The sequence below is a fragment of the Flavobacterium branchiicola genome (assembly GCF_018383905.1).
Lineage (GTDB): Bacteria > Bacteroidota > Bacteroidia > Flavobacteriales > Flavobacteriaceae > Flavobacterium > Flavobacterium branchiicola.
Genome location: NZ_JAGYWA010000005.1, coordinates 1 through 12,612 on the forward strand (window position 1 = coordinate 1; position 12,612 = coordinate 12,612).

A 12,612-nucleotide genomic window follows, 5' to 3' on the forward strand; every position below is an offset into this window, starting at 1 on the left:
AAATTCTTTTACGACCTTCCTTTTAAAGACCTCACTGAAAGTTTGGGGAGGCAATGGATTTTTAGAATGTTTTCTTTCTGTTGACATAATTACATCTATTATAGTCAACTTTTTTCAGGACGAGACAAATTATAAAAAAACCGCCTCAATCAAGAAGCGGTTAAGTTAGACTTAGTGTAGCGGTATTATATTTTTATTTATTTTTCAATAGATCTCTAATTTGTGTAAGCAATTCTTCCTGAGTTGGTCCTGCTGGCGGAACAACAACTTCTTCTTTCTTTTTGGCGTGATTTATCCCTTTGATGATAATAAACAATACAAAAGCAACTATTATAAAGTTAATTACTGCTGACAGAAACAAACCGTACTTAACACCTCCAAACGCAGTTAATTCTTCGATAGTTGATAAATGAGCGGCATCTAAAGCAGGCTTCAACAATAAAGGAGTAATTACATCCTCAATAAATGAGCTTACAATTTTACCAAAAGCAGCACCAATGATCACACCGACAGCTAAATCAACTACGTTGCCTTTCATTGCAAATTGTTTAAATTCTGAAAAAAATCCCATAATTGTTACGTTTAAGTTTATAAATATTGATACCGAAAATACGTAATTTTCCTTAAAAAAACCACATTTTTCATTCACATTTAAACCACACAAGTCATATAAGAAATTATAAGCCCTGTATAATTGAAATGCATAATCAACCAAAAAAAGAAACAAGTCCAACTAAAATGAACTTATATCACTTATATGGTTTAAAAATAATGCTATCTAAAAAATACCCGCTTCACACGCTGCGAAATACTAGTCATTATCTCATATGGAATCGTTTTTAGTGCCGCAGCCATCTCAACAACTGTAGGGCTTTCGCCGAAAATAATCACTGAATCGCCTTCTTTACAATCGATATGACTTACATCTACCATCAGCATATCCATACAGACACTGCCTACAATATTTGCTTTCTGATTTTTAATAGTAACAAAACCAACTTCATTTCCCCATAATCTCGAAATTCCATCAGCATAACCAATTGGTATTGTAGCAATTTTTGTTTCTTTCTGAGCCATAAAACGACGTCCGTACCCTACGCTGTCACCACTCGGAATAACGCGAACCTGAGAAATAATCGATTTTAAAGTTCCTACATTCTCCAGGTATTTTTGTTCTGTCGGATCATTAGAAACGCCATACAAACCAATTCCTAAACGAACCATATTAAATTGCGCATTCGGGAAATTGCTAATTCCGGATGTATTTAAAATATGACGAATTGGGTTTATATTTAATTCTGCTATTAATTTTGAAGATAATTGTTCGAATAAAGCTATTTGCTTTTCAACAAATCCAAAGTGTTTTGGTTCATCGCTTGTCGCCAGATGTGATAAAACACTTTGAACACGAACGCTTGAATTGTGTTTTAAAGTTTCAATTAATTCCTCAATTGTATTTTCTTCAAAACCCAAACGGTGCATTCCTGTATCTAATTTAATGTGAATTGGAAAATCTTTCAGATTCTTTTCTTTTGCAATTTTCAAAAAAGCGTTCAGTCCTTTTAAACTATAAATCTCCGGTTCTAACTGGTACTGAATAATCGAAGGAAAACTGGTCGATTCAGGATTTAAAACCATAATAGGCAATTTTACTCCGCCATTTTTCAATGAAATTCCTTCATCGGCGAAAGCCACACCTAAATAATCTACTTTATGATGTTCAAGTAATTTGGCAATTTCCAAACCTCCGTTTCCGTAACCAAAAGCTTTTACCATCACCATGATTTTTACATCACTCGCCAGTTTTGATTTGTAATAATTTAAATTATGACTTATAGAATCCAGATTGATTTCGAGTACTGTTTCATGTGTTTTTTCTTCAAGAAGCGAAACAATTTCTTCAAACTGAAATGACCTTGCTCCTTTTATCAAAATCGTTTCATTACTGAAGTTTAGATTTTCAATTTCTGCTATAAATTCGGCCGTATTTTCAAACATTATACTGTTTGGGAATTTACTCTTAAAAGAAGAAATCGTTGATCCAATTCCAATCATTCGGCTTATTTTATTATCTGAAACCAGTTGCGCCAGTTTAGAATACAACTCTTCATTTGAAAATCCGCTCTGGAAAATATCCGATAAAATAATGGTTTTCGTTGCGTTCTTTTTTTGCTGACTTTCTAAAAAATCCAAAGCAATTTTGAGCGATTGAAAATCAGAACTGTAACTATCATCAATTATACTGCAATTATTTATTCCGTTTTTAACCTCCAGGCGCATGTGCACCGGATATAGCATTTTGACTCTGCTTTGGATCGTATTAAAATCGTATTTAAAATAAAGCAAAACCAGCAAACAAGAAATGGTATTTTCTACAGAGGCTGAATCATTAAACGGAATTTCTAAATCGAAAGTTTCATTCTGATACTGATACTGAATGAATACATTATCGTTTTTAGTTTCTTTTTTCAGAATAAAAACATCTGCAGTATTATCTGTAAAACTCCATGAAAACAGCACTCTTTCTTTAACTAAATATTGATTACAAAAAGTTTTTAGACTTTGATCTACCAACTGCTCTTTTTGATAAATAATTACGCTCGATTCTTTAAAAAGCAATAATTTCTCCTGGATTTTTTGCTCAAGATCATCAAAACCTTCATCATGCGCAGAACCAATACTGGTTAAAACTCCAATGGTTGGTTTAATTATTTTTTCGAGATTAATCATTTCGTTAATCGTCGAAATTCCGGCTTCAAAAATTCCTAAATTATGTTTCTCATTGATCGCAAGAACCGATAACGGAACGCCAACCTGAGAGTTATAACTTTTGGGACTTCTGATAATATTATAATCAGGGCTCAATAAAAAGTTAAGCCATTCTTTCACTATTGTCTTTCCATTACTTCCGGTTAAACCAATAACCGGAAAATGATATAAATCGCGATAAAAAGCGGCCAACTGCTGAAATGCACTTAAAGTATTTTTTACCACCAAAAAATTGGCTTTGTCTTTTACATTTTCAGGAATATATTGCACCACAAAATTCTGAACTCCTTTTTCAATAAGTTCAGCAATGTATAAATGAGCATCATTATTTGCACCAGACAAGGCGATGAATAAAGTTTGCGATCCGTTTTGCAACGAACGACTGTCGATTGAAATGTGATCTACAAAAATATCCGTTTCATTACCCAACCATTTGGCATCAAGAACCGGGACAAGGTTTTTAAGATTTATGCTCATTTTAGAAATTCTTTTTGTCAAATTTAAAAAAAGGTTTGCCACGAATTGCTTCTTTAGAGGAAAAAGTTTGCCACGAATTACACCAATTTCCTCTAATTTTATTTTTTCCTTTGCCACTGATTTTATATCTCTTTAATCCTCTTATCCCGATAGCTATCTGGAGTAGCGAAAAATAAATCAAATGTTAATTAACAAAAATCAAATTCGGGAAAATTCGTGTAATTCGTGGCAAAAACCATTATTTGATTATATTTGTTTTTACACCCTTAAATACCGCATTTTGAAAAGAATCCTGCCATTATTCTCCTATATCTTACATCCTGTTTTTATTTCGATGTATGCTACCTTATTTTACCTTTTTTGTAAAGATGATGCATTTACCAATCAGGAAAAATACTTTGTATTGTTTCAGATTCTTATTATTACGATTCTGGTTCCTGTTTTATTTTTCCTGTTGCTAAAATCAACCGGTCATGTAAGTTCAGTTATGGTACATGAAACTTCGCAGCGCAAAATTCCGCTTATTTTACAATGCTTTTTGTATATTTTATTGGTAAAAAGAAGTATTATTATAGCACGTTATCCAGAATTGCATTTCTTTTTTCTGGGGGCTTTATTCAGTACTATTTTGGCTTTAGTCTGTTCTTTATTCAAAATAAAGGCAAGTTTACACACTTTGGCTATAAGTGGTTTTGCGATTTTTGTAATTGGTCTGAATATGCATTTGCAAATGCAAAACCCATATTGGCCGGCATTATTAATCCTTCTAACAGGCGTTGTAGCTTCATCAAGATTAGAAATGAATGCTCACACGCCCAAAGAAATTGTTATTGGTCTTGCAATTGGAGTAATACCGCAGCTTTTATTTTTGTATTTGTGGCTATAAAATGTAGAAGATCAATCCGGCATTTAGTGTTTTTAATTTGATCTCTTCGCCACTTATAGTTCTAACCGATTTATACAACGGAGCAGCTCCGTAATACACATAAATATTCCATGTATTAAATCCTGCCGAAAGATAAGGACCATATTGAAATTGATTAATATTTGGGTTGTTATTTATCCTGTATTTTGTTTCTCCGTCATCTAAAAGAGAAGAACTTGAAAACACATAACTTAATTTCACACCCAAATATACCCTCCAAAACTTAGTGCTTTCAAAGGTTGAAGTACGCCATCTAAACTCGATAGGAACATCTACAGAGTATTGTCTGTATCGATTAGAAACAAACTCTCCATAATCGGAAACACTATAAACTATTTGATCTGATCCGTCTCTGGACACCGTCAGGTTTTGGTAATAATTTTGATAACTCAATCCAATACCTGCTGCAATTGCATATGTACGGGCTTTATTGATGGGCATATCACGCAAAAAACCTCCAGAAAGTCCGGCTGAGAATTTATTTTGCTTGAAATTATCCGGCAAATTTGTAAACATATTATACGTTACCGTGAAATAAAACTGATCTTCACGATATAAAGAATCAATTTTAACGACTGGTTTTACTTCGGGTTTCACCTCATCCTGAGAAAAAGCATTGAAAAACGAAACTAAAAACAAACAACTAAAAAGTATTCGCATATCGTATTTTGGTTTAATGGAAGTTTTCAAGTAAACGTTTTTTGGGGTTGATTTATTTTACATACAAATATAATATAATGCTAGTTCAAGATGAGATTTGAAAGCAATAATTCTCTTTTTCACGACGAACAAAATCTTTTGTTGCACTTTTTTCAATAAATCAGTAATAGAATTAAAAAAATGAACCACTTTTTCATTGCTCTTTTATACCTTTGTCCTTAATGAAGAAAAAGCAGCTCATAATAAGTCTTTCTATGGCGCTGACAATATTGTTCTCAATATTGTTTCAGTCTGTACATAGTTATGAGCACATTATAAAGCAGCTTTCAGAAAAACAATGTCATCACGATTACAATGATCCAAGCGGAGAAATAACGCATCAGCATCATAATTATGATCTTTGTTATGTTTGTAATTTTGCTTTTGGAAGTTACATTGTTCCTGAAAACTTTTCCTTTCAGTTTTATACTTTTCATAAAGAAATCCCTTATTTCTTTGCCTTTTCAGAAAATATAGATTCATTTTCAGAAAGCGCTTATTTCTTACGTGGCCCCCCAACTGCTATAGTTTCTTAAATTTTCGGAATATCCGAATACAACAACATCTTTAAATCTGAATTTAAAATCACGACGAGTTTCCTCATCCTATTTACTAATTAGGATCAGAAAGCTTAGACGTCTGTTTTATATTCATTTTGAAAGAAAATCAATTAACTATAGCATCATTTTCAAATGAAAAAAATAATATTAGCCCTTATTCTGGGGTTTTCGAGCCTTTTATCTGCTCAAAATTCTGTAACAGGAATTGTTACCGACGTTCAAAATAAACCTGTACCGGGTGTTTCAGTTTATGCCCCGGAATTACATAAAGGAACTACAACAGACGAGAACGGAAAATATGAACTAAAAAATCTGCCAAACGGAACTTTGCGTCTTGCTTTTTCTTTCGTTGGATTTGCTCCTCAAAATAAAACAATTGCAAAATTAGTAAAGCAAAACACCTTAGATATTACACTTTTAGAATCTATTCTGGAAATGGATGAAGTGGTAGTTTCAACGCCTTTCAACAAATTGCAATCGCAAAACGTAATGAAAATTGAGCATGAAAGCATCAAAACATTACAACAAAAAGGAACTTCAACTTTAATCGAAGGTTTAGCCACAATTCCTGGAGTTTCTCAGATTTCTACAGGAACTTCCATCGGAAAACCTGTTATTCGAGGACTTAGCGGAAATCGTGTTTTAGTGTATTCTCAGGGAGTTCGTATCGAAAACCAACAATTTGGAGATGAACACGGTTTAGGTTTAAACGATGCCGGAATCGAAAGTGTTGAAGTGATTAAAGGTCCTGCTTCTTTATTATATGGTTCTGACGCGTTGGGTGGGGTTTTATATTTTAATCCTGAAAAATTTGCTGATGCCGGAACTTTTAAAGCTAATTTCAGTCAAAAATATTTTACTAATACACAGGGAAGTAATTCTTCTATCGGATTAAAAACATCTACAGATAACTGGAAATTTTTAGCGCGTGGAAGTTACAACACGCATTCTGATTATAAAATTGCAGATGGCGATCGCGTAACAAATTCACGTTACAATGAAACCGATTTTAAAACCGGAATCGGATACAGCAACTCCACTTTTTCAAGCGTTTTAAGATACAATTACAACAAACTGGACATTGGAATTCCGGAGGATGGAATTGCAGAACAATCTTCAAGCAAAGACACACAATTTCCAAGACAAGGCATATTCAACCATTTATTGAGTTTGAATAATGTTGTCTTTTTTGAAAATTCCAAACTGGATGTTGATTTAGGTTATATCGCAAATGACAGAAGTGAATTTGAAGACAGTAACGACGCTTCTCTTCACATGAAACTGAATACTTTCAATTATAATGCAAAATATCATTTTCCAAAATTCGGAAAAATCGAAACTATTTTAGGCGTTCAGGGAATGCATCAAACGAATAAAAATTCGGGTGAAGAGTATTTGATTCCGGATGCCACTACAAATGATTTTGGTGTTTTTGGAACTGCAAATTACGAATGGAACAGCAGTGTTATTCAGGCTGGATTACGTTTTGACAACCGGAATATTAATTCTATTGCACACGGAACAGCGGGTGAAGAAGGCTATTTTGAGGCTTTGGACCGATCTTTTGACAGTTTTAATGCTTCTCTGGGGTACAAAACTAAATTAGCTGAACCTTTAACGCTTCGTTTAAATATAGCAACCGGTTTTAGAGCTCCAAACTTAGCTGAATTAACTTCTAATGGTGTTCACGAAGGAACAAACCGATATGAAATTGGAAATGCTGACTTAAAGACAGAACAGAACGTTCAGACCGATCTAAACTTAGAGTATAAAAATACGCATTTTGAGTTCTTTGTTAATGGATTTTACAATCATGTAAACAATTATATTTATACTTCACCAACCGGAGAAACTTTAGACAATAACGATGTTTTTGCTTATATTCAGGATAATGCAAAATTGTATGGAGGAGAAGTTGGTTTACACTTTCATCCGCATCCTTTGGATTGGTTGCATTTTGAAACTAGTTTTGAAACCGTGACCGGTAAAAAAGACAACGATGATTACTTACCTTTAATTCCGGCTAACAACTGGAACAACACACTTCGAACTGAATTCAACATTAAAAACTGGTTAAGTGAAGGTTTTGCTTCTTTGAATGTTTCCTCAACTTTTAATCAGGATAATGTTAGTGGTTTCGAAACGGCTTCAAAAGGATATACTTTGGTAAATCTGGGCTTTGGAGGAACCGTAAAATTGGGAAAAACAGCTTTTGATGTCAACTTAAACGGAAACAATTTATTCGATAAAAAATATATTGCACATCTTTCGAGATTAAAAACAGACGGTATCCCGAATATTGGAAGAAATATCGTTCTTGGAGTTAATTTTAACTTATAATTTCCTTTACCATATAAGCCATATAAGTACACTTAATCAAGACTTTGCTAATATTTACTTATATGACTTATATGGTTTAATTTTTCAAAACAAAAAGTGCTATTTTTGTTAAAAACCGACAAACTTATTTATGAAAAAAACATTTTTACTAATGGCCATTACTACTGCAGGAATTTCATTTGGACAAAATAAAATTCAATATCCGGAAACCAAAAAAGGAGAAACTGTCGATGTCTATTTTAATACAAAAGTAAGCGATCCTTACCGCTGGCTTGAAGACGACAAATCTGATGAAACCGGTGCCTGGGTTAAAGCCGAAAACAAAGTAACATATGGTTATTTAGAACAGATTCCGTTTCGCGAAGAACTTAAAAAGCGAATGGAAAAGCTTTGGAATTATGAAAAAATTGGCGCTCCGCATACCGAAGGAAAATTTACTTATTATTCTAAAAATAACGGTCTTCAGAATCAATCTGTTGTTTACCGAAAAGATAAAAGCGGTAAAGAAGAGGTTTTTCTTGACCCAAATACATTTTCTAAAGACGGAACCACTTCACTTGGTGGTTTAGATTTTTGTAAAGACGGCAGTAAAGCCGCATATTCAATTTCTGAAGGAGGAAGCGACTGGAGAAAAGTTATTATTATTGATGTTGTTACTAAAAAAGTTTTAGAAGATACTTTAGTTGATGTAAAATTCAGTGGCATTTCATGGCACGGAAATGAAGGTTTTTACTATTCTAGTTACGACAAACCAAAAGGAAGCGAATTATCTGCCAAAACAGATCAGCATAAATTGTATTTTCATAAGTTAGGAACTTCTCAAAAAGAGGATAAAGTTATTTTTGGTGCCGACCTAAAAAGAAGATATGTTGGTGGTTACGTTACTGAAGACAGCCATTATTTAGTCATTACAGCGGCGAATTCTACTTACGGAAACGAATTGTATATTAAAGATCTAACGAAACCAAACAGCCCTATTGTCACAATCGTAGATAACTTTAATAGTTCAAATTCTATCATTGAAAACGAAGGTACAAAATTGTTTATCGAAACTGATTTTAATGCTCCAAACGGACGTGTTGTTACTGTTGATGTAAGCAATCCGAAACCTGAAAACTGGAAAGATTTTATTGCTGAAACACAAAATATTTTATCTCCTTCTACTGGTGCTGGTTATTTCTTCGCTAATTACACGAAAGATGCTGTTTCATTTGTGCAGCAATATGATTACAACGGAAAATTAGTTCGCGAAATCAAACTTCCTGCAGTTGGTACAGCAGGCGGATTCGGTGGAAAAAAAGACGAAAAGACATTATACTACAGTTTTGCAAATTACACCACTCCGGGAAGCATTTACTCTCTTGAGGCAAAATCCGGTAAATCTGAAGTGTATCAAAAGCCAAAAGTGGATTTTAAAAGTGAAGATTATGAGTCTAAACAAGTATTCTATACTTCAAAAGACGGAACAAAAATCCCGATGATTATTACCTACAAAAAAGGAACTAAATTAGACGGTAAAAACCCAACTATTCTTTACGGTTACGGTGGATTCAACATTAGTTTAACGCCAAGTTTCAGCATTGCAAATGCTGTCTGGATGGAAAACGGAGGTGTTTACGCTGTTGCCAATTTAAGAGGCGGTGGTGAATATGGCAAAAAATGGCATGACGCAGGAACAAAATTGCAAAAACAAAACGTATTTGATGATTTTATCGCTGCTGCCGAATATTTAATTGCTCAAAAATATACATCTTCTGATTATCTGGCTATTCGCGGAGGATCTAACGGAGGTTTATTAGTTGGTGCAACAATGACACAACGCCCTGATTTAATGAAAGTAGCTTTACCTGCGGTTGGTGTTATGGACATGCTTCGTTACCACACTTTTACAGCTGGTGCGGGTTGGGCTTACGATTATGGAACTGCTCAGGATAACAACGAAATGTTTGAATATTTAAAAGGTTATTCTCCGGTTCAAAATGTTAAGAGCGGAGTAAAATATCCTGCAACAATGGTTACAACTGGTGATCATGATGATCGTGTGGTTCCGGCTCACAGTTTTAAATTTGCTGCCGAATTACAAGATAAGCAAGCTGGAGATAATCCTGTTTTAATTAGAATTGATGTTAAAGCTGGTCATGGTGCAGGAAAATCTGTTGCGGCTACAATTCAGGAAAATGTAGACATTCAGGCGTTCACACTTTACAATATGAACTATAAAGCTTTACCTAACAAGTAAACCTTTAAACTATTTTTTTAGCCGCGAATTCACGAATTATTTCTGAATATCGTGGCTTTTTTTGTTTCACGCAGATTCAGCAGATCTAAGCCGATTTAATTTAAAAACTGTACTCATCTTTTCAAATATGCGTGAAAAAATAATTCGTGAATTCGTGGCCATCTTTTTCATAAGAAATTAAGTGGATTAAAAAAATCTGCACATATCTGCTAAAATCTTTTTAAATCTGCGCGAAATAAATTCGTATAATTCAAGCAATTTAGTACCACATTTTTAAACATGCAGATTAAAAAAATTCGTGAATTGCTTCGCCTATTCGCTATCGCTCGAGTCGTGGCTAACTTTTTTCTCTTAAATTTGAGAAACTTAAAAAACTTAAAATGAAAATTATAAAATGGGGAATTATAGGCTGCGGGAATGTAACCGAAGTTAAAAGCGGGCCAGCATTTCAGAAAGCTCCCAATTCTGCCTTGGTTGCCGTGATGCGCCGTGATGCAGCACTTGCCGAAGATTATGCCAAACGCCATAACGTTCCGAAATGGTATTCTAACGCAGAAGATTTAATTAATGATCCTGAAGTCGATGCCGTTTATATTGCAACTCCGCCTTCTTCACATAAAGAATATACCATTTTATGCGCCAAAGCCAGAAAGCCTGTTTATGTAGAAAAACCAATGGCTTTGACTTTTGAGGAATGCAACGAAATGATCAGCGCATGCAAAGAGCACAATGTTCCTTTATTTGTGGCCTATTACAGAAGAAGCCTACCCAGATTTTTAAAAATTAAAGAAATAATTGACGAGGGAAAATTAGGCAACATCAGACACGTAAATTGTGTTTTATATCATCCTTTTGAAGAACGTTACGATGACGAAATAAATCTTCCATGGACCGTTTTGCCACATATTTCAGGAGGAGGAATATTTGTTGATCTCGCCTGCCACACTTTAGATTTTCTGGACTTTGTTTTAGGTCCGATAAAATCGGTTCGCGGACACGCAACTTCTCAGCTTAAAGCATATCCTGCCGAAGATTCAGTCTCGATGTCATTTTTATTTGAAAATGGAATTCACGGTTCCGGTTTATGGAATTTTGCCAGTTTTGAACGATACGATAATACCGAAATTGTAGGTGACAAAGGAAAAATTTCTTTTTCAACATTTGGAAATGATCCAATACATATTCAATATACCAATGGAGAAAAAGAAAGTATCACAATCGAAAATCCGCTTCATATTCAACAACCTTGCATTGAAACTGTTGTTGCTGAACTTTTAGGTAATAATGATGTTTCGCCATCTAAAGGAACTTCCGGCGCGAGAACAACCTGGGTTATTGATGAAGTTTTGAAAGAATTTAGGGCATCGAAGTAAAACCCTGTCATTTCGACGTAAGGAGACTCGAGCGGCAGCGAATAGACGAAGTAAATCGCACTCGGGATTACGCAATGAGAATCGCCAATCTTTGTCGAGTTTCTAGTGCGATTTCTCCTTACGTCGAAATGACAAAAAACAAAAAAAGAGGATATTCTTTCGAATATCCTCTTTTAAAAACTATAAAAAAAATGGAAAATTATAGGCTATACTTAACTCCTAAAGTTAATCCTAAACCAGAGATTCCAACATAAGAGCTTAACTCATCCATTGGTTTATCTTTGTTTACACCATTAGGATTAGTTAATGCGTTGTTTGAATTAACATCTAAACCATCTCTGTAGTTTGTATGAATTTGAGCTGTTGATCTTGTAGCTAAAGCATCATTACCATTAACTGTAAAATCTGTTGTTTCTTTAGTTTTTCCGTGTACTGTGAAGTTACGGTATTCTAATTCAGCGAAAGCTGAAATATGTTTTCCTAATTTATAAGAAGTTCCCATTGCAGCTGTAAATCCTAAAGTAGGATTAGGCTTCACTTTATCAACACTATGAACATTACCAAAAGCTGTTGGAACTCCTGTTGGGCTAAACGCAATTGGAGCATAGGCATCAGAAGTAATTTCTAAATCCCCATGAATAGGAACTAAAACACCTACTTTTGTATATGGTTCAAAACCGTGAGCTTCACCTAAAAACATTACAAGGGCAGGAGCTACATCAAAAGCAGTAATTTGACCTACTGATTTAAAGCTATAAACACCAGCTGGTGTAATAGGTAAATCTGAAGTTGTTTGGGCCATTTTCTTATCATTACTAGTGTAGTAATTAACACCTAATTCAACACCTAAACGTACTGAAAAACGGTATCCAGCTGCTATACCCGTTCTAAAACCTTGTCCAAAAGAACCTGTAACACTTTTTTCAGATACTAATTTTCCTCCAACATAAGTTCTGTCCATTGCGTCATGTCCTCCAACAGTTGGAAATTCAGTTGAAGCAGTTTGGTTGAAATAAGATCCACCCAATTTAAAATACCAGCTTTCTGGCTTATCTGCTTTTTCTGTTTGCGCCATTGTGGCCATAGAGCAAACTAATAATCCTAATAAAAATAGGTTCTTTTTCATAATTCTGATTTAATTAATTTATGCAAACATAAAATATTTTAACATATTCTTAAGGTCTGCAAAGTTAGACTTGGTACGAAAACGTTGTAATTTCGGGCAATATT

Annotated in this window: 9 protein-coding genes; 5 read left to right on the forward strand and 4 right to left on the reverse strand. The window is 34.2% G+C overall.

Features of this window, described 5'->3' with window-relative positions:
- Positions 1-193: 193 nt before the first annotated feature.
- Both mscL and KHA98_RS13145 read right to left on the reverse strand, forming a co-directional pair.
- Positions 194-571, reverse strand: a complete 378-nt coding sequence (gene mscL / locus KHA98_RS13140; RefSeq protein ID WP_213258395.1) for a large conductance mechanosensitive channel protein MscL — start codon at positions 569-571, stop codon at positions 194-196.
- A gap of 203 nt (positions 572-774) precedes the next feature.
- Positions 775-3,246, reverse strand: a complete 2,472-nt coding sequence (locus KHA98_RS13145; RefSeq protein ID WP_213258396.1) for a bifunctional UDP-N-acetylmuramoyl-tripeptide:D-alanyl-D-alanine ligase/alanine racemase — start codon at positions 3,244-3,246, stop codon at positions 775-777.
- Between the two features lie 181 nt (positions 3,247-3,427).
- Here KHA98_RS13145 and KHA98_RS22920 point away from each other — a divergent pair, with 181 nt between their 5' ends.
- On the forward strand, positions 3,428-4,132 hold the full coding sequence (locus KHA98_RS22920) for a hypothetical protein (protein WP_246522336.1): 705 nt from the start codon (positions 3,428-3,430) through the stop codon (positions 4,130-4,132).
- On the opposite strand, the gene KHA98_RS13155 is transcribed toward KHA98_RS22920, so the two are convergent.
- Positions 4,127-4,861: a porin family protein gene (locus tag KHA98_RS13155; protein WP_317192578.1), complete on the reverse strand. Its 735-nt coding sequence runs from the start codon at positions 4,859-4,861 to the stop codon at positions 4,127-4,129. The genes KHA98_RS22920 and KHA98_RS13155 overlap by 6 nt on opposite strands.
- 224 nt (positions 4,862-5,085) lie before the next feature.
- Here KHA98_RS13155 and KHA98_RS13160 point away from each other — a divergent pair, with 224 nt between their 5' ends.
- From KHA98_RS13160 to KHA98_RS13175, 4 genes are all read left to right on the forward strand, one after another.
- Positions 5,086-5,406: a hypothetical protein gene (locus tag KHA98_RS13160; RefSeq protein ID WP_246522338.1), complete on the forward strand. Its 321-nt coding sequence runs from the start codon at positions 5,086-5,088 to the stop codon at positions 5,404-5,406.
- Between the two features lie 156 nt (positions 5,407-5,562).
- Positions 5,563-7,770 (forward strand): TonB-dependent receptor, encoded by a 2,208-nt coding sequence (locus KHA98_RS13165; RefSeq protein ID WP_213258398.1) that lies wholly within the window; start codon positions 5,563-5,565, stop codon positions 7,768-7,770.
- A 130-nt stretch (positions 7,771-7,900) separates the two neighbouring features.
- Positions 7,901-10,009 (forward strand): prolyl oligopeptidase family serine peptidase, encoded by a 2,109-nt coding sequence (locus KHA98_RS13170; protein ID WP_213258399.1) that lies wholly within the window; start codon positions 7,901-7,903, stop codon positions 10,007-10,009.
- Between the two features lie 380 nt (positions 10,010-10,389).
- Positions 10,390-11,382: a Gfo/Idh/MocA family protein gene (locus KHA98_RS13175; protein WP_213258400.1), complete on the forward strand. Its 993-nt coding sequence runs from the start codon at positions 10,390-10,392 to the stop codon at positions 11,380-11,382.
- A gap of 199 nt (positions 11,383-11,581) precedes the next feature.
- Here KHA98_RS13175 and KHA98_RS13180 read toward each other — a convergent pair whose 3' ends face one another.
- Positions 11,582-12,508, reverse strand: coding sequence for an outer membrane beta-barrel protein (locus tag KHA98_RS13180; RefSeq protein WP_213258401.1), 927 nt, complete (start codon positions 12,506-12,508; stop codon positions 11,582-11,584).
- Between the last annotated feature and the right edge of the window lie 104 nt (positions 12,509-12,612).